Source organism: Sphingopyxis sp. H050, from assembly GCF_001468265.1.
Lineage (GTDB): Bacteria > Pseudomonadota > Alphaproteobacteria > Sphingomonadales > Sphingomonadaceae > Sphingopyxis.
The window spans coordinates 252,712-269,278 of sequence record NZ_LNRZ01000004.1 but is presented as its reverse complement, the minus strand read 5'-3'; the positions used below and the strand labels follow the sequence as shown (position 1 = coordinate 269,278).

Genomic DNA, 16,567 nt, shown 5'->3' with positions numbered 1-16,567 from the left:
CGATGAGCAGCAAAACGATCACCGCGGAAGAACCTGTCCAGTTCTACGACCTCGACGAGCATGCGCATCCCGAGGGACACAGCACGATGCTGGGCTTCTGGATCTATCTGATGAGCGACTGCCTGATCTTCGCGATCCTGTTCGCGTGCTTCGGCGTCCTCGGCGCCAACTATGCCGCAGGGCCTGCGCCGAAGGACCTGTTCGACCTCAAGCTGATCGCGCTCAATACCGCGATGCTGCTGTTCTCATCGATTACCTATGGCTTCGCCGTGCTGCAGATGCAGATGGGCAAGGTCCGCGGTACGCAGCTCTGGCTCGCAGTCACCGGGCTGTTCGGGCTCGGCTTCCTCGGGATCGAGCTCTATGAATTCTATCATCTGATCGAGATCGGCGCGACGCCGCAGCGCAGCGCCTTTCTGTCGAGCTTTTTCACGCTGGTCGGCACCCACGGGCTGCACGTCACCTTCGGCGTGATCTGGCTAGTCGTGCTGATGATCCAGCTGGGCAAGCATGGGCTGATCGCCGCGAACAAGCGCCGCGTGATGTGCCTCAGCATGTTCTGGCATTTTCTGGACGTCATCTGGATCGGCGTCTTCACCATTGTTTATTTGATGGGAGTGCTGCGATGAGCGCCGACCCGCACGCCGCGCATGGCCAAGTGCACGGCGAAATCGAGATGCCCCACGCGTCGATGCGCGACTATCTGGTCGGCTTTGTCCTGTCGGTGATCCTGACCGCCATCCCCTTCTGGCTGGTGATGGAAAGGCCGCTGTCGACCGGGGCGACCGCGGCGATCATTATGATCCTCGCCGCGGCGCAGATCGTCGTCCACATGGTCTATTTCCTGCACATGACGCCGAAGGCCGAGGATGGGTGGTCGCTGACCTCGCTCGTCTTCACGGTGATCGTCGTCGTCATCATGCTCGCCGGCTCGCTGTGGGTCATGCATCACCTCAACACCAACATGATGCCGCAGGTCCACGATACGAGCCAGCTGCCGTGACGCGCCGCCGCCGCGCCGCGGCGGTCCTTGCCGCGCTGATCGTAGCGATAACGACCGCGGCGCTCGGCATCTGGCAGCTCGAACGGCGCGTCTGGAAGCATGAGCTGATCGCGGCGGTTGAGACGCGCACGCATGCGGAGCCCGTCGCCGCGCCGGGGCCCGATCGCTGGGCGGCGATCAATGCGAAGGCCGATGCCTATCGCCGTGTCGGCGCAACCGGCCGCTTTCGCCACGACCGCGAGACGCTGGTGCAGGCGGTGACCGAGCGCGGTGCGGGCTATTGGGTGCTGACGCCGCTCGAGACGCCGGGCTTTACCCTGCTCGTCAATCGCGGCTTCGTACCAAAGGACAAAAGCGATTCGAGGACGCGCGTCGAGGGCAATATCGCCGGAACGGTGAAGATAACGGGCCTGCTCCGCATCACCGAGCCCGGCGGCGCCTTCCTCCGATCGAACGATCCGACCGCCAACCGCTGGTATTCGCGCGATGTCGCGGCGATCGCGAAGGCGAAGGGATTGGGCCGCGCCGCGCCCTATTTCGTCGATGCCGACGCGGCGCCCAACCCCGGCGGCTACCCCGTCGGCGGGCTGACCATCGTCCGGTTCAACGACAATCATATGGTCTATGCGCTGACCTGGTTCGCGCTGTGTGCGCTCAGCCTCTTTTTTGCGCGGCGGCTGTGGCGTATTCGGGATTGATGACCGCGCCCCAAATCCTGCCAGAGGCCGATGCCGGCCGCCGCAACATGGCGCTGCTGATCCAGTTGCGCTGGCTTGCGGTCGGGGGCCAGCTCGCGACGATCGGCGTCGTCACCGGGCTGATGGACATACCCCTGCCGCTCGCCCCGCTGATCGCGGCGGTGGCGGTGCTCATCGTGATCAATTTCGCCAGCCTCGCGCTGCTCCGCCGCGACCGCGCCGTGACCAATGCGGAACTGACCGCGGAGCTGCTCTGCGACGTCGCGGTGCTCTGCTGGCAGCTGCATCATAGCGGCGGCCTTGCGAACCCCTTCGCCTCGCTTTTTCTGCTGCAGGTGGTGATCGGCGCGATCCTGCTGACGTCGCGGTCGTCATGGGCAATCGTCGGCGCGGCGCTGCTGGCGGTCGCTGTGCTGACGATCAACCCGACGCCGCTGGTGTTGCCGCCCGCCTACGCCGACGATCCGATGGGGCTTTATCTTCAGGGCAGCCTCGTCTGCTTTCTGCTCATAGCGGTGTTGCTCGTGGCATTCGTGACGCGGATCAGCCGCAATTTGCGCGAACGCGACGCCGCGCTGGCCGCGAGCCGCCAGCGCGCCGCCGAGGAGGATCATATCGTTCGCATGGGCCTGCTCGCGTCGGGCGCAGCGCACGAGCTGGGGACGCCGCTTTCGACGCTTTCCGTGCTGATCGGCGACTGGAAGGGTGCGCCTGCGCTGGCGAACCAGGCCGAACTGCAGGAGGACCTGGCCGACATGGATGCCGCCGTCCGGCGCTGCAAGGCGATCGTCAGCGGTATCCTGATGTCGGCAGGGGAAGCGCGCGGCGAGGCGCCGCAACTCACGACCATGCGCGTCTTCCTGACCGCGCTCGTCGATGAAGCGCGGGCGGGCCGGATGCCGGGAACGGTCGAGTTCAACGATCGCTTCGGCCCCGACGTCGAGATCGTCTCGGACCCGGCGCTGCGTCAGGTGATCGGCAACGTCATGGACAATGCGTCCGAAGTGTCGCCCGACTGGATCGGCGTCACCGCATCGCGCGACGGGGGAATGGCGGTGATCGAGATTTCGGACCGTGGCCCGGGGTTCAGCGACGAAATGATCGCGCGCTTCGGCCAGCCCTACAGCTCGACCAAGGGACGCCCTGGCGGCGGGCTCGGCCTGTTCCTGCTCGTCAATGTTCTGCGCAAGCTGGGCGGCAGCGCGAGCGTCGCCAATCGCGCTGTCGGCGGCGCGCTGGTGCGCATCACGCTGCCGCTCGCTGCGGTAGCGGCCGAGGGTGCGGCGGCATGAGCGAACGGCGGCAATTGCTGATCGTCGAGGATGATGATGCCTTCGCGCGAACGCTGAAACGCTCGTTCGAGCGGCGCGACTATGACGTGCGTGTCGCGACCAACCCCGAAGAGGTCGAGGCGCTGCTTGCCGATTGGCGGCCGGGCTATGCGGTGGTTGACCTGAAGCTGGGCAATGCGTCGGGGCTCGCCTGCGTCCAGACCTTGCGCGACGCCCACGCGGCGATGCGGATCGTCGTGCTCACCGGCTTTGCGAGCATCGCAACCGCGGTGGAGGCGGTGAAGCTCGGCGCCTCCTACTATCTCGCCAAGCCGTCGAACACCGACGATATCGAGGCGGCATTCGAGCGCGCCGAAGGCAATGTCGATGCGCCGCTCGACGCGCGTCCCTCGTCGATCAAGACCGTCGAATGGGAGCATATCCACCAGACGCTGGTCGAGACGAATTTCAACATCTCGGAGGCCGCGCGCCGGCTGGGCATGCATCGCCGCACGCTCGCGCGGAAGCTCGAGAAACGGCAGGTCAAATAATGCGCAGGCTCGCCCGCTTCGATCTCAATTTGCTCCAGGTGTTCGACGCGATCCATGCGAAAGGCGGCGTCTCGGCGGCGGCGCGGCACCTCAACCTCTCGCAGCCCGCGATCAGCCATGCGCTCGCCAGGCTGCGTGATGCGTTCGACGACCCGCTGTTCGTCCGGCAGGGCAACAAGCTGGTGCCCACCCCGGCGGCGCGCGCGATTGCCGGGCCGGTGCGCGAGGCCCTGCGCGGGCTCGACGCCGCGCTGGATGCGGCGGCATCCTTCGATCCGGCGCAATCGACGCGCGAGTTCCGCATCGGCGTGCGCTTGTCGGGTGAAATGCCCCGCTTCTCGTCGCTTGTCGGCCGCGTCCGGCGCGAGGCGCCGCATGTCGCGCTCGCCAGCGTGACGTTTCGCCGCCGCGATCTGGTGATGGCCCTCGCGAACGGCGATATCGACCTGGCGCTCGACGTCGCGCTGCCGACCGATGAGCGGCTTTGCCGCCATTATCTCGGCACCGAGCCGCTCGTCGTCGTCGCGCGCAAGGGCCATCCGCGTGTCGACGGCGCGATCGACCTCGAAACCTATCTGGCGCTCGATCATGTCGTCGCGACGGCGCGTCCGCACGGACCGGGGATCGAGGACATGGCGCTGGAGCGGATGGGGCTCGGCCGCCGGGTGGCCGTGCGCTGCCAACATGCGATTACCGCGTGGCAGATCATCGCCGAATCCGACATGCTCTATGCGCTGCCGCGCTCGCATGCCGAGGTGCTCGAGGCGGTGTGGCCGATGCAACTTCTCGATCTGCCGCTGCCGGTCGATCGCGGCGGAACCTACCTCTACTGGCATCAGGCGGCGCAGGCCGATCCCGCGCTCGAATGGTTGAGGACGATCATCATTGACGACATGGCCAGACCGGACTGATCATTCGTTCTGCGAATATCGCATATTACACTGTATCATTATCGTCGATGACAGGCAGGGGCTAGCTTCGCGCCAAACTACAGCGGAGAGCCGTTCATGACCGAAATCGAACTTCAAGCCGAACTCAACGACCTGCGCATGTCGAAGGAAGCGCAACCGCTTTTTGACGCGGTGAAGCAGCACATCGCCGAGAATGTCGACCCGATCACCGAGGAATTCTTCCGGCTCGGCGAGAACCGCGCCGACCGCTGGAGCTGGGTCCCCGGCCAGCTCGAACTGCTCGAAGGCGCGAAGAACAAGGCGAAGGCCGCGGGCCTGTGGAATTTCTTCCTGCCCCACGGCGACACGGGGACGCCGCTCAGCAATCTCGACTATGCCTATATCGCCGCCGAACTCGGCAAGTCGCCGCTCGCATCGGAATCGCTGAACTGCTCGGCGCCCGACACGGGCAATATGGAAGTGCTCGAAATGGTCGGCACGCCCGAGCAGAAGGAGCGCTGGCTGAAGCCGCTGCTGAACGGCGAAATTCGCTCGGCCTATGTGATGACCGAACCCGGCGTCGCCTCTTCGGATGCCAGCAATCTGGAAACGAGCGCGCATCTCGAAGGCGACGAATGGGTCATCAATGGCGAGAAATATTTCATCAGCGGCGCCGGCGATCCGCGCTGCAAGATCCTGATCTGCATGCTCAAGACCAACCCGGAAGCATCGCGGAAGGGCCAGCATTCGCAAATCCTGGTGCCGATGGACACGCCGGGCGTGAAGGTGCTCGGCCCGATGCGGGTCTTTGGCGCCGATCATGCGCCGCAGGGCCATATGCATATGCGATTCGAGAATGTCCGCGTCCCGCGCGAGAATATCCTGCTCGGCGAGGGTAGGGGGTTCGAGATTTCGCAGATGCGGCTCGGGCCGGGGCGCATCCATCACTGCATGCGCACGATCGGCAAGGCCGAGGTCGCACTCGACCTGATGGTGAAGCGCGGCAATTCGCGCACCGCCTTCGGGCGTCCGCTGTCGCAGCTCGGCAAGAATCTGGAGGTCATTGCGCGGGCGCGCTGCGATATCGAGGCGATGCGCCTGATCGTGCTGAAGGCCGCGAAGGCGATGGACCTGCTCGGCAATCGCGAGGCGCGCGTCTGGGTCAGCATGGCGAAGGCGATGATCCCAGAGAAGGTGTGCCAGATCATCGATCAGGCGATCCAGATCCACGGTGCCACTGGCATCTCGCACTGGACGCCGCTGGCGGAGCTCTACGCCGACGTGCGCCACCTACGCTTCGCCGATGGTCCCGACGAGGTTCATTACATGGTCGTCGGCCGCGACGAACTCGCGCGGCACTAAGAGCGTCAGAAGCTTTTCGGGAGCTTCAGGACGTGCGTCGCGACGTGGCTCAATATCAGGTTCGTGCTGATCGGGGCGACCTGATAGAGCCGCGTTTCGCGAAACTTGCGTTCGATGTCATATTCCTCGGCAAAGCCGAAGCCGCCGTGCGTCTGGACGCACATGTCGGCGGCGTACCAGCTCGCTTCGGACGCGAGCATCTTCGCCATATTGGCCTCGGTGCCGCACGGCTCGCCTGCCTCGAACATCGCCGCCGCCTGATCGACCACCGCGGCTGCGGCCGATAGCTGGACATAGGCGCGGGCGATCGGGAACTGGATGCCCTGATTTTCACCGATCGGCCGCCCGAATACCTCGCGTTCCGCCGCATAGGCCGACGCCCGGTCGATGAAGAAGCGCCCGTCGCCTATGCATTCGCTGGCGATCAGGATGCGCTCGGCGTTCATTCCGTCGAGGATATATTTGAAGCCCTTGCCCTCTTCGCCGATCAGATTGGCCGCGGGGACGCGAAGATCGTCGAAGAACAGCTCGGTCGTCGCATGGTTGAGCATCGTGCGGACGGGGCGGATCGTCAGGCCGTTGCCGACCGCGTCGCGCATGTCCACCAGCAGTACGCTCATCCCGTCCGACGACTTGGCGACCTGATCGCGCGGGGTGGTACGGACGAGCAGGACCATCAGGTCGCTGTGCTCGGCGCGGCTGATCCAGATTTTCTGGCCGCTGACGACATAATCGTCGCCATCGCGGCGCGCAAAGGTCTTGATCCGCGTCGTGTCCGTGCCGCTCGTCGGCTCGGTGACGCCGAAGGCTTGCAACCGAAGGTCGCCGCTGGCGATGCCAGGCAGGTAGCGCGCCTTTTGCTCGGCCGATCCGTGCTTCAGGATCGTCCCCATGGTGTACATCTGCGCATGGCAGGCGCCGCCGTTGCAGCCCGAACGATGGATTTCCTCGAGGATCGCGGTCGCCGCCGACAGGCCGAGCCCCGCGCCGCCGAACCCCTCCGGCACAAGCACCGACAGAAACCCCGCCTCGGTCAGCGTCCTTACGAATTCGGTGGGATAGATGCGATCGCGATCGAGTGCCTGCCAATAGCTGCCGGGAAATTCTGCACAAAGCCGGCGTACCGATTCACGAATTTCGGGATGCGACTGTTCGGGCATGCGGCTTCGATCCCCATTTCAAACGATGGATGCCAGCGCCATGAACGGCGCCGGGCGGACCGGCAAGCAGCAAATATCACAGGGCGACGCGACTGGCGTTTGTGTGCGGATCAGAGGCGGCCGCGAAGATATTTCTCCATCGCGCTCCGCCCTTCGTCGGTCAGCGCGACGTAGACGACCCGATTGTCCTGCAGCGACGGCTCGCGCTTCATAAGCCCCGCGTCGACCAAGCGCCCGATCCAGCGCAGCGCCGTCGTCGGAGGGACTGCCGCGGCGATGCACAGGCTATGGATGCTTACCGAACGCTTTTGATGCTGTTGGACATAGAGGTCGAGCAACATGTCCCAGGCCGGCTCCGCGAAGATTCCGGGCGCGAAGGACGCGTCGCGGCGGCGACGATTGGCATATTCGCGCTCGGCGATCATCGCCAGATGGCTCGCTTCGGGGTCGGCGCCTTCGGTTATCGAAGGAGCTGGCGCGAAGGTGATCGCTCTCGTCTCGAATGCTTCGGACATTTGCTGAGAATTATGATGTCCCATTACAAAAGACCCCTTTGTCTCATACTCACGATCTCCTGACCGCCGACGATCAGATGATCGAGAAGTCGAATCCCGACCGATTTGGTGAGCTGTGCGATTGTTCGCGTCAGCTCGATATCTTCGACGCTCGGTTCGGCCGAAAGCGAAGGATGATTGTGGGCAAGGATGATCCCATGCGCTCCGACGTCGAAGGCGCGGCCCAATAAGCGGCGCATATTGGTCTCGACCTGGGCTGTGGTGCCGCTCGCGATCTGTTCGTCCGCGAGGTAGCCCCAGTTGCACGTCACAAAGGTCGCATGCAGGCATTCGGTAGAAGACTTGCCGATGATGAAACGCAGATATTCGTGAAAGGCGGGATCGCCGATCGATACCGGCGCATGCGAAATCCGTTCGCGCAGTCCTGCCTCGAACAGAGTGCGCGCGGCGACGATCGCTTCGGCGAGACGCCGGTCGCCCGCGAGCGCGCCGAGCAGTTGTTCGGGCGTTACGGCAAGCGCTCGGCCCAGACCGCCGAAGTGTCGGATCAGCCGATCGGCGGCGACTTCGGCAAGGCCTCCCGCGAAGGGTTCGAGGAGGTTCGCCACGATCGGTAGGGCCCGAAGCGCTTCACGCGCCTCGCGTGCGCCCAGATTCCTCCCGCCAGAATCAACAGGATGAAATTGTACGGTGCGTAGTTCAGGACCGCATATGTCAGATTCCCGACTTTTCCATCCACTTCGCGTACGAAATGGGAAACGACCGAGACCAGTTGGAAGGCGGAAAGCCATAGAGGATAGATCCGGTTCGCCCGTAACGCCACGCTGATAAAAAGAGCCGCGCTGGTCAGGTCGAGGAGGAGATGGCCGATGTCGACGGAGGCGTAGATCGTGTCGCGGGCCACCGCGGCATGATAGAGCCGATCGCCGACATTCATGAAAACGACCACCGTCGCGCAAAAGCGCTCGGGCCCGGCGCCCCATCGAAGCGCGGCTGCGAACAGCATCGCCATCGTGGCAATATTGAAGGCCCAGGTCCAACTCACGGGCGCGAGGTTGGCCTCGCGCGACGGGAAGGTCAATCGTCAGGCTGCGACGTCGTGCCCAGCGCGCTCGGTCTCGAAAAGCGGCGTGTCATCGTCATGATTGGGGCCGCCGGTTATCCGGGCTTTCGCTTCGACCAACGCGTTATGCGATCGGAAGACGTCGTTTGTCGAACTGATGTCTGACTGAATCGCGCGACCGAGCCGGACGATGGCGTCCTGTGCGATATGCGGCGCCGGCGCTTCCTCGACTTGTCGGGCACGCAGGATGGCGCTCATCACGTCGAGCTTTGCGAGCAGACTTTCATCGGCTTTCTCTTCGGCGGCTCGGATCTGGTTGCGGATACGGATCATGAAAGCAGGAACGGCGGTCGTCATGGCATTGCCCCCGCAGACCGGCACTCGCAGCCGGTCCTATCGTCGTCGATCAGGGCGGTTAGCGGCCGAGCGTCGCCGTAAGTGCGCCCGCCGCGGCAAGGCCGAGAACGAGGCTGGCGATAATCCCCACCAGGATAACCGCGATAGCTGCACCACGGGTCAGCACGGCGTCCTTACCGTCGAGAACCCTGGGGACAATTTGTGGCTCGCTTTGGCTCTTCCATGGCGGGTTGATCGACATCTCGAGCGAGTCCCGGAAAAGCAAAGACGCGCCGTCCTTGTCCTCGACCGATTTATCGTCGGGCAGGGGGGGGCAGCGCGAGACGTAACCTTTGCCTGTCAATTTCTACACCATGGATCGACGCGCCGTTTTCGGTTGCTAAGCCGGTCATCCAGTCACGATAGCGTCGCGCGAGTTCGAGACGGGTGATGCCGCCGAACCGGATGCGCAGCAATTCGATGCGCCGGTTAACCGCGGACTCGGAGAGATCGAGCGCGCTCGCAATCTCCTTCGACGTCCGGCCATTGGCGAGCAGCGCGAGGACGGTGCCCTGCTTGTCGGTCAGATCGCCGAATTCGTTGCCGTCATCCCGTTCCGTCGCGCCCATCGCTCTTTCTAATCATGTTTTGCCTGCGCTCAACAAGCGGAAAGCGGCGAGCGATTGCACCGGGCGGATGCTCGGGTAAACAGGCCGCCCCCCAACAGGAGAATCCCATGCGCCTTGCTCTCGCCCTTCTATTGACGTCCTCCTTGCCGTTCGCCGCCCATGCCTACGAACCGGTGGAGGCGCCCGCGGCCGCCGCGTCGACGGCGACAGCGGATGCGGCGCTGCTGCAATTCCTTGATGCTGCATTCGATGAACGCACGGCGCTGTCGCCGGAGAGCCAGACGCATCTGGGGCTGAAGACCAACTACGACCGGCTCGACGACTATACCGACGCGGCCGACGTGCGCGAGCAGGAGCTGGCCGAGCGCCAACTGAAGGACATGCGGGCGCGTTTCCGGCCCGCGCAGTTGGGCGAGCGCGCGCGGGTCAGCTATCGCTTGTTCGAATATGAGGTCGAGCGCGGACGCGAATCGCTGCGCTTCGAAAAGTTGCGCTTTCCGGTGACCACCAACGGCAGCCCGGCGGGCGCGATCCCGGTCCTGCTGATCAACAACCACCGCATCGATACCGTCGCCGATGCGGAGGCCTATATCGCGCGCCTGAAGGACACGAACCGCGTGATGACCGAGGTGGCCGCGGTGATGCGCACGCAGGCGGCGGCGGGGGTCGTCCCGAACAAGGTGAACTTCGCGCCCGCACGCGCCGATGCGCGCAAGATCCTGGTTGGGGCGCCGTTCGATGGCGGCGCGGATTCGACGCTGATGGCGGATTTCCGCAAAAAGGTCGGCGCGCTGGATGCGCCAGCTGCGGTGAAGGAAAAGCTGCTCGCCGATGCCGCGGCGGCGCTGAGTGGGCCGTTTCGCGACGGCTATGACACGCTCATTGCCGCGATAGACGAGATCGAGCCGCAGTCGAAAGGAAATTTCGGCGTCTGGAACCTTCCCGACGGGGCGGCCTATTATGCCGACCGCCTAAAGGGTTCGACCACAACCGACCTCACCGCCGACCAGATCAACGAGCTGGGATTGAAACAGGTCGCGGCGATCCGCGGGGAAATGGAGAAGATCAAGCAGGAGGTGGGCTTCAAAGGGACGCTCGAGCAATTCTTCGATCACATCCGCACCGATCCGCAGTTCAAATATTCGAACGACGATGCGGGGCGAGATCAATATCTGAGCGACGCGCGCGCGATCATCGCCTCCGCCATGGCGACGGCGCCGCGCTATTTCAGCGTGCTGCCGAAGGCCGGCCTCGAAGTGCGCGCGGTCGAGAAATGGCGCGAAGGCACCGCTTCGACCGCCTTCTACAACCCGCCGTCGGCCGACGGGTCGCGGCCTGGAATCTATTACGTCAACCTGGTCGACATGACGCAGACGCAGAAGGTGCAGGTCGCGGGCATCGCAGCGCACGAGGGCGCACCCGGACATCATTTCCAGATCGCGCGGCAGCAGGAGCTGGCCGGGATTCCGAAGTTCCGCAAGTTCGGCGGATATGGCGCCTACATCGAGGGCTGGGGGCTCTATTCCGAGCGGCTCGCGAACGAGATGGGCGTCTACAAGACACCCTATGATCGCTTCGGAATGCTGTCGCTGCAGGTCTGGCGCGCGATCCGGCTGGTGCTCGACACCGGCATTCATTCGAAGCGCTGGACGCGCGAGCAGGCGATCGCCTATTTTCGCGCGAACAGCTCGGTGTCGGACACCGACATTGCGCGCGAGGTCGATCGCTATTTCAACTGGCCGGGACAGGCGACGAGCTACATGGTCGGACAGCTCAAGATCAAGGAATTGCGCGAGCGCGCCGAACGCGAGCTGGGACCGCGCTTCGACATTCGTGAATTCCACGAAGCGGTCCTGAGCGAGGGCGCGCTGCCGCTCAGCATCCTGGAGGAGCAGGTCGACCGTTATATCGCGGCAAAGCGGCGCTGAGCTATGGGGCCGGCGCCGACGGGGGCCGGCCTTCCTGCTGGCGCAGCTCCGTCGGGGTCATCCCGAAGCGGCGTGCGAAGGCGCGCGTGAAGCTGGCGTTGCTGGTGTAGCCGCAGCGATAGCCGACGCTCGAGATCGGAAGATCGCTGGCTGATACGAGCTGGCGCGCGTGGCTGAGCCGGTGCTCGCTGACCGCCTCGGCCACAGTGCATCGGTAGAGTTCGCGAAAGCCGCGCGTCAGCTTGCTCTTGTTGAGCCCGCATCGCCGCGCGACGCTGCCCACCGTCAGCCGCTCCTGCCAATGCTCGTTGACGATCTGGTGCGCGGCCGCGACCAGCGCGACATCCTGTTCGCTGAGCGTGGTCGCGCCGCAAACCTCGACCATCCGCTCCTCGGTGAAAGCGGTGAAGAGGCGGTGGAGCAGCTCGATGCTGCGGGCCGCGCGCAGCATGTCGGCGGCCTCGCCATCGCCCTCGACCGCCACCACTTTGCGGCCGATAGCGCGCAGATCGGCGGGCAAATACCAGCTTCCCTGCGGGTTCGGGGTCAGGTCGAACAGCCGGATGCATGCGGCGCGGCCGACCGCAAAAACGACGAGATCATCGTTGGCGCGCTCGCGAAGATCCTCGCGCGTCAGGACGCTGACCGCGGGTTCGCCAATGTCGCCGAAGCCCAGCAGGATCGCCTCGGGGGGCAGGGCAGAGGCGTCGCACGCGCCGCGCCCGACGAAGCTCGTGAATTCGGGGGAGACGATGACGACGCGTTTATCGGCCATGACATGATCCCGTTCAAACGCGGACGATGGGCAAGCGCATAGTCCGCCCAAAGGTCGCCGCGCAAGCATGATCGGCCGGCAGCGCGAGGGGCGGCCCACGGGTCGACCTTTGACTTGGGACGGCATCCCGCTCAAACTCGGGCGATGGCAAATGCCGCCCTCATCGTCGGCCTGACCGCTGCGGGAATCCTTGTTCTGGCCGTGGCGTTCGTAATCGCCCGGCACCGGGACGATTTGTAGCGCCAAGCGGGCGATGTCCGCGCAGCGGCATCGCCCTTTCCCGCGTGCTCAAAGCGAAATCGGTAAAATCATACGCAAATACTATGCGGGGATAGTTTTCGGTCTCTCGAATTCAAATGCGCGCCTCGACTATCTGATGCTCCGCAGACCACCCGCGCCGCGCTCGGCGGCCAACGCTCTGCTGGAGCAAAAACAATGCAAGATCTTCTTTGGATCGGCCTTCTCCTCGGCCTGGTCGCTGCGAGCCTTGGCTACGCTCGCCTTTGCGACGACGCATAGGGACTGATCGCCATGACTCTCGATCTCTGGCTCGCGGGCCTCACCGCATTCGGCCTTCTTCTCTACCTCGTCGCCGTGCTGGCACGGCCCGAACGCTTTTAAGGAGGCTCGCCATGACCTTTCAGGGATGGCTTTTGATTGCTGCGTTCGTCGGCATCCTGCTCTTGCTCACCAAGCCGATGGGGCAATGGCTCTTCGCGCTTTACGAAGGCCGCTCCACGCCGCTGCACCGCCTGCTCGGTCCCGTCGAGACGGGCTTCTACCGCCTGTCGGGCATCGACCCAAACGAGGAACAGGGCTGGCGCCGCTACGCCGTGCATATGCTCATCTTCAACGTCGTGCTGCTGCTCTTCACCTATGGCGTGCTGCGCCTGCAGGGCGTGCTGCCGCTCAATCCGCTCGGCTTTGACGGCACCAGCGCGGACCTCGCGTTCAACACCGCGGTCAGCTTCACCACCAACACCAACTGGCAAAGCTATGCCGGCGAATCGACGCTGTCGAACCTCAGCCAGATGCTTGGCCTGACCATTCACAACTTCCTGTCGGCGGCGACCGGCATCGCGCTCGCTTTCGCGCTGTTCCGCGGTTTCGCCCGGCGCGAGACGAAGACGATCGGCAATTTCTGGGCCGATATGACGCGCGTCACCCTCTACCTGCTCTTCCCACTTTGCATGATCTATGCGGTTTTTCTGATCGCCAACGGCGTGCCGCAGACCCTTGCCGGTTCGGTCGATGTGTCGACGCTCGAAGGCGTCAAGCAGACGCTCGCGCTCGGCCCCGTCGCGAGCCAAGAAGCGATCAAGATGCTCGGCACCAACGGCGGCGGCTTCTTCAACGCCAACTCGGCGCACCCGTTCGAAAATCCGAACACGCTGACCAATTTCGTCCAGATGCTCTCGATCTTCACGATCAGTTTCGGCCTGACCTGGACCTTCGGCAAGGCCGTCGGCAATCCGCGCCAGGGCTGGGCGATCCTCGCCGCGATGCTGACGATCTTCCTCGCGGGCGTGACGGTCACCTATTGGCAGGAAGCCGCAGGCAACCCAATCCTTCACCAGCTTGGCGCGGGCGGCGGCAATATGGAGGGCAAGGAGGTCCGCTTCGGCATCGCCGCCTCGGCGCTCTTCTCGGTCGTTACCACCGCGGCATCGTGCGGCGCGGTCAACGCGATGCACGACAGCTTCACCGCACTCGGCGGCATGATCCCGCTGCTCAACATCCAGCTCGGTGAGGTCGTCGTCGGCGGCGTCGGCGCGGGTATCTATGGCTTCCTGCTCTTCGCGATCCTCGCGGTGTTCGTCGCGGGCCTCATGGTCGGGCGCACCCCCGAATATGTCGGCAAGAAGATCGAGGCGCGCGAGGTCAAGCTCGCGGTGCTCGCGATCGCGGTGCTGCCGCTGATGATCCTCGGCCTGACCGCCATTGCCTCGGTGACCGAGGCGGGGCTCGCCGGACCGCTCAACAAGGGGCCGCACGGCTTCTCCGAAATCCTCTACGCCTTCACCAGCGCGGTCGGGAACAACGGGTCGGCCTTTGCGGGCCTCACCGCCAACACCCCCTTCTACAACGGCTTGCTCGGCGTCGCGATGTGGGTCGGCCGCTTCTTCATCATCATTCCGATGCTGGCGATCGCGGGCGGCCTCGCGGCGAAGAAATATACGCCGGAGACTGCGGGCAGCTTCCCGACCACCGGGGTGCTGTGGACGGGCCTGCTCGTCGGAATTGTGTTGATCGTCGGCGGCCTGACCTTTCTGCCCAGCCTCGCGCTCGGTCCGATCGCCGATCATCTCGCGATGATGGGCGGCCAGCTTTTCTAAGGATATCCAAATGGCTCGGCCTGAAACCAAGTCCCTGTTCACGGCTGACCTGATCGTTCCGGCGATCGGCGACGCCTTCCGCAAACTCAACCCGAACGAACTGATCCGCAACCCGGTGATGTTCACCACTGCGGTCGTCGCAACCTTGCTGACGCTGCTTCTCGTCGTCGGCCAAGACGGGCTCGCGACCAGCTTCAAGCTGCAACTCGTGATCTGGCTCTGGCTGACGGTGCTCTTTGGCACTTTCGCCGAGGCGCTCGCCGAAGGGCGCGGCAAGGCGCAGGCGGCTTCGCTGCGCGCCACCAAGGCCGAACTCATGGCCAAGAAGCTGAAGGGCGAGGGGAATGCCTATGAAAGCGTCCCCGCCAGCGCGCTTCGGGTCGGTGACGTGGTGCTTGTCCAGACGGGCGATCTGATCCCCTCGGACGGTGAAGTCGTCGCGGGTGTCGCGTCGGTCAACGAAGCGGCGATCACCGGCGAAAGCGCGCCGGTGATCCGCGAGGCGGGCGGCGACCGTTCGGCGGTGACTGCGGGCACGCGCATCATTTCTGAAGAAATCCGTGTCCAGGTGACGGTCAATCCGGGGCAGGGCTTCCTCGACCGCATGATCGCGCTCGTCGAGGGCGCCGAGCGGCAGAAGACGCCGAACGAGATCGCGCTGACTTTGTTGCTCGTCGGGCTGACGATCATCTTCCTGATCGCGGTCGGCACGATCCCGAGCTTCGCTTCCTATGCGGGGGGCAGCATCCCGGTCGCGATCCTCGCGGCGCTGCTCATCACCCTCATTCCGACGACGATCGCGGCTTTGCTCTCCGCCATCGGTATTGCCGGCATGGACCGTCTCGTGCGCTTCAATGTGCTCGCGAAATCGGGCCGCGCGGTCGAGGCCGCGGGCGACATCGACGTCCTGTTGCTCGACAAGACCGGCACGATCACCGTCGGCGACCGGCAGGCCACCGAATTCCGCCCGGTCGGCGGCCAGTCGATGGCCGTCCTCTCGGAAGCGGCGCTGCTCGCCAGCCTCGCCGACGAAACCCCGGAAGGCCGTTCGATCGTCGCGCTGGCGCGCGATAAATTCGGCCAGACGCTGACCGCATTGCCTGCGGGCGCCGAGATCATCCCCTTCACCGCGCAGACGCGTATTTCGGGCATCAAGCTGGGTGATAGCGTGATCCAGAAGGGCGCGGTCGATTCGGTGCTCAAGGCCAACCCCGGGGCGGGCGCGACCGCCGCCGCCACCGAACTGCGCCGTATCACCGACGAGATCGCACGCGCCGGCGGCACCCCGCTGGCGGTGGCGAAGGACGGACAATTGCTCGGCGCGATCTTCCTCAAGGATATCGTTAAGGCGGGCATCCGCGAACGCTTCGGCGAGCTGCGCGCGATGGGCATCCGCACCGTGATGATCACCGGCGACAACCCGCTTACCGCCGCCGCGATCGCGGCCGAGGCCGGGGTCGACGACTTCCTCGCGCAGGCGACGCCCGAAGACAAGCTCGAGCTGATCCGCAACGAGCAGCAGGGCGGCCGCCTTGTCGCGATGTGCGGCGACGGCACGAACGACGCGCCGGCGCTTGCACAGGCCGACGTCGGGGTCGCGATGAACACGGGGACGCAGGCGGCGCGCGAGGCGGGCAATATGGTCGATCTCGACAGCGATCCGACCAAGCTGATCGAAGTCGTCGGGCTCGGCAAGCAACTGCTGATGACGCGCGGGGCGCTCACGACTTTTTCGGTCGCCAACGATGTCGCCAAATATTTCGCGATCATTCCTGCGATGTTCATCGCGCTCTATCCGGGGCTCGGCGTGCTCAACGTCATGGGGCTGACCAGCCCGGAAAGCGCGATCCTGTCGGCGATCATCTTCAACGCGCTGATCATCCCGCTGCTCGTGCCGTTCGCGCTGAAGGGCGTAACCTATCGTCCGATGGGCGCGGGGCCGCTGCTGGCGCGCAATCTCGCCGTCTATGGCCTTGGCGGCCTGATCGCGCCCTTCGCAGGCATCAAGCTCATCGACCTTACCGTTGGCGGCCTGGGTCTGGTCTGAGGA

Annotated in this window: 19 protein-coding genes; 11 read left to right on the top strand and 8 right to left on the bottom strand. The window is 64.6% G+C overall.

What is annotated here, in order from left to right; genetic code table 11:
- Nucleotides 1-2 precede the first annotated feature (2 nt).
- The 7 genes from cyoC to ATE67_RS10420 all read left to right on the top strand — a co-directional run bounded on the left by cyoC (nt 3) and on the right by ATE67_RS10420 (nt 5,775).
- Nucleotides 3-629 carry a cytochrome o ubiquinol oxidase subunit III gene (gene cyoC / locus ATE67_RS10450; protein WP_058816648.1) on the top strand — a complete coding sequence of 209 codons (627 nt, stop codon included), beginning with the start codon at nt 3-5 and terminating at the stop codon, nt 627-629.
- Nucleotides 626-1,003, top strand: coding sequence for a cytochrome o ubiquinol oxidase subunit IV (gene cyoD / locus ATE67_RS10445; RefSeq protein WP_058816647.1), 378 nt, complete (start codon nt 626-628; stop codon nt 1,001-1,003). Before cyoC ends, cyoD begins: the two co-directional genes overlap by 4 nt.
- Complete coding sequence (locus ATE67_RS10440) at nt 1,000-1,701, top strand: SURF1 family protein (protein ID WP_058816646.1); 702 nt, start codon at nt 1,000-1,002, stop codon at nt 1,699-1,701. Before cyoD ends, ATE67_RS10440 begins: the two co-directional genes overlap by 4 nt.
- Nucleotides 1,701-2,993, top strand: a complete 1,293-nt coding sequence (locus tag ATE67_RS10435; RefSeq protein ID WP_058816645.1) for an ATP-binding protein — start codon at nt 1,701-1,703, stop codon at nt 2,991-2,993. Before ATE67_RS10440 ends, ATE67_RS10435 begins: the two co-directional genes overlap by 1 nt.
- Nucleotides 2,990-3,523 carry a response regulator transcription factor gene (locus tag ATE67_RS10430; protein WP_058816644.1) on the top strand — a complete coding sequence of 178 codons (534 nt, stop codon included), beginning with the start codon at nt 2,990-2,992 and terminating at the stop codon, nt 3,521-3,523. Before ATE67_RS10435 ends, ATE67_RS10430 begins: the two co-directional genes overlap by 4 nt.
- Nucleotides 3,523-4,434: a LysR family transcriptional regulator gene (locus tag ATE67_RS10425; RefSeq protein ID WP_058816643.1), complete on the top strand. Its 912-nt coding sequence runs from the start codon at nt 3,523-3,525 to the stop codon at nt 4,432-4,434. Before ATE67_RS10430 ends, ATE67_RS10425 begins: the two co-directional genes overlap by 1 nt.
- Before the next feature lie 96 nt (nt 4,435-4,530).
- Nucleotides 4,531-5,775 (top strand): acyl-CoA dehydrogenase family protein, encoded by a 1,245-nt coding sequence (locus tag ATE67_RS10420; RefSeq protein WP_058816642.1) that lies wholly within the window; start codon nt 4,531-4,533, stop codon nt 5,773-5,775.
- Nucleotides 5,776-5,780: 5 nt separating this feature from the next.
- Here ATE67_RS10420 and ATE67_RS10415 read toward each other — a convergent pair whose 3' ends face one another.
- The 7 genes from ATE67_RS10415 to ATE67_RS10385 form a co-directional block, all read right to left on the bottom strand.
- The gene (locus tag ATE67_RS10415; protein WP_058816641.1) at nt 5,781-6,935 is read right to left on the bottom strand and encodes an acyl-CoA dehydrogenase family protein; all 1,155 of its coding nucleotides are present in this window, start codon (nt 6,933-6,935) and stop codon (nt 5,781-5,783) included.
- Nucleotides 6,936-7,045: 110 nt separating this feature from the next.
- Entirely contained in the window at nt 7,046-7,450 is a 405-nt protein-coding gene (locus ATE67_RS10410) for a winged helix DNA-binding protein (RefSeq protein WP_156416981.1), read from the bottom strand.
- 23 nt (nt 7,451-7,473) lie between these two features.
- Nucleotides 7,474-8,058: a JAB domain-containing protein gene (locus tag ATE67_RS21690; protein WP_058816639.1), complete on the bottom strand. Its 585-nt coding sequence runs from the start codon at nt 8,056-8,058 to the stop codon at nt 7,474-7,476.
- Nucleotides 7,998-8,495 carry a hypothetical protein gene (locus tag ATE67_RS21685; RefSeq protein ID WP_197411922.1) on the bottom strand — a complete coding sequence of 166 codons (498 nt, stop codon included), beginning with the start codon at nt 8,493-8,495 and terminating at the stop codon, nt 7,998-8,000. Before ATE67_RS21685 ends, ATE67_RS21690 begins: the two co-directional genes overlap by 61 nt.
- Nucleotides 8,496-8,534: 39 nt before the next feature.
- Entirely contained in the window at nt 8,535-8,870 is a 336-nt protein-coding gene (locus ATE67_RS10395) for a hypothetical protein (protein WP_058816637.1), read from the bottom strand.
- A gap of 58 nt (nt 8,871-8,928) precedes the next feature.
- Entirely contained in the window at nt 8,929-9,111 is a 183-nt protein-coding gene (locus ATE67_RS10390) for a hypothetical protein (protein WP_156416980.1), read from the bottom strand.
- Nucleotides 9,112-9,163: 52 nt separating this feature from the next.
- Nucleotides 9,164-9,478, bottom strand: coding sequence for a LuxR C-terminal-related transcriptional regulator (locus ATE67_RS10385; RefSeq protein WP_058816635.1), 315 nt, complete (start codon nt 9,476-9,478; stop codon nt 9,164-9,166).
- A gap of 107 nt (nt 9,479-9,585) precedes the next feature.
- Here ATE67_RS10385 and ATE67_RS10380 point away from each other — a divergent pair, with 107 nt between their 5' ends.
- Nucleotides 9,586-11,406, top strand: a complete 1,821-nt coding sequence (locus tag ATE67_RS10380; protein WP_058816634.1) for a DUF885 domain-containing protein — start codon at nt 9,586-9,588, stop codon at nt 11,404-11,406.
- Nucleotide 11,407: 1 nt separating this feature from the next.
- Here ATE67_RS10380 and ATE67_RS10375 read toward each other — a convergent pair whose 3' ends face one another.
- Nucleotides 11,408-12,181, bottom strand: coding sequence for a helix-turn-helix transcriptional regulator (locus ATE67_RS10375; protein WP_058816633.1), 774 nt, complete (start codon nt 12,179-12,181; stop codon nt 11,408-11,410).
- 531 nt (nt 12,182-12,712) lie between these two features.
- Between ATE67_RS10375 and ATE67_RS10370 the strand changes: the two genes are divergently transcribed.
- From ATE67_RS10370 to kdpB, 3 genes are read left to right on the top strand one after another with little or no spacing between them, the layout of a single operon-like run.
- Nucleotides 12,713-12,802 (top strand): potassium-transporting ATPase subunit F, encoded by a 90-nt coding sequence (locus ATE67_RS10370; protein WP_058816632.1) that lies wholly within the window; start codon nt 12,713-12,715, stop codon nt 12,800-12,802.
- An 11-nt stretch (nt 12,803-12,813) separates the two neighbouring features.
- Nucleotides 12,814-14,517: a potassium-transporting ATPase subunit KdpA gene (kdpA, locus tag ATE67_RS10365; RefSeq protein ID WP_058816631.1), complete on the top strand. Its 1,704-nt coding sequence runs from the start codon at nt 12,814-12,816 to the stop codon at nt 14,515-14,517.
- 10 nt (nt 14,518-14,527) lie between these two features.
- Nucleotides 14,528-16,564, top strand: a complete 2,037-nt coding sequence (gene kdpB, locus ATE67_RS10360; RefSeq protein ID WP_058816630.1) for a potassium-transporting ATPase subunit KdpB — start codon at nt 14,528-14,530, stop codon at nt 16,562-16,564.
- Nucleotides 16,565-16,567 lie beyond the last annotated feature (3 nt).

What these genes read in the sequence shown, in the direction of transcription:
- cyoD (WP_058816647.1), top strand. Translation starts at nt 626, where the DNA reads ATGAGCGCCGACCCGCACGCCGCGCATGGCCAAGTGCACGGCGAAATC.
- ATE67_RS10430 (WP_058816644.1), top strand. Translation starts at nt 2,990, where the DNA reads ATGAGCGAACGGCGGCAATTGCTGATCGTCGAGGATGATGATGCCTTC.
- kdpA (WP_058816631.1), top strand. Translation starts at nt 12,814, where the DNA reads ATGACCTTTCAGGGATGGCTTTTGATTGCTGCGTTCGTCGGCATCCTG.
- kdpB (WP_058816630.1), top strand. Translation starts at nt 14,528, where the DNA reads ATGGCTCGGCCTGAAACCAAGTCCCTGTTCACGGCTGACCTGATCGTT.
- ATE67_RS10425 (WP_058816643.1), top strand. Translation starts at nt 3,523, where the DNA reads ATGCGCAGGCTCGCCCGCTTCGATCTCAATTTGCTCCAGGTGTTCGAC.
- ATE67_RS10375 (WP_058816633.1), bottom strand. Translation starts at nt 12,181, where the DNA reads ATGGCCGATAAACGCGTCGTCATCGTCTCCCCCGAATTCACGAGCTTC.
- ATE67_RS10370 (WP_058816632.1), top strand. Translation starts at nt 12,713, where the DNA reads ATGACTCTCGATCTCTGGCTCGCGGGCCTCACCGCATTCGGCCTTCTT.
- ATE67_RS10385 (WP_058816635.1), bottom strand. Translation starts at nt 9,478, where the DNA reads ATGGGCGCGACGGAACGGGATGACGGCAACGAATTCGGCGATCTGACC.
- ATE67_RS10435 (WP_058816645.1), top strand. Translation starts at nt 1,701, where the DNA reads ATGACCGCGCCCCAAATCCTGCCAGAGGCCGATGCCGGCCGCCGCAAC.
- cyoC (WP_058816648.1), top strand. Translation starts at nt 3, where the DNA reads ATGAGCAGCAAAACGATCACCGCGGAAGAACCTGTCCAGTTCTACGAC.
- ATE67_RS10395 (WP_058816637.1), bottom strand. Translation starts at nt 8,870, where the DNA reads ATGACGACCGCCGTTCCTGCTTTCATGATCCGTATCCGCAACCAGATC.
- ATE67_RS10390 (WP_156416980.1), bottom strand. Translation starts at nt 9,111, where the DNA reads ATGTCGATCAACCCGCCATGGAAGAGCCAAAGCGAGCCACAAATTGTC.
- ATE67_RS10415 (WP_058816641.1), bottom strand. Translation starts at nt 6,935, where the DNA reads ATGCCCGAACAGTCGCATCCCGAAATTCGTGAATCGGTACGCCGGCTT.
- ATE67_RS10380 (WP_058816634.1), top strand. Translation starts at nt 9,586, where the DNA reads ATGCGCCTTGCTCTCGCCCTTCTATTGACGTCCTCCTTGCCGTTCGCC.
- ATE67_RS10420 (WP_058816642.1), top strand. Translation starts at nt 4,531, where the DNA reads ATGACCGAAATCGAACTTCAAGCCGAACTCAACGACCTGCGCATGTCG.
- ATE67_RS10410 (WP_156416981.1), bottom strand. Translation starts at nt 7,450, where the DNA reads ATGTCCGAAGCATTCGAGACGAGAGCGATCACCTTCGCGCCAGCTCCT.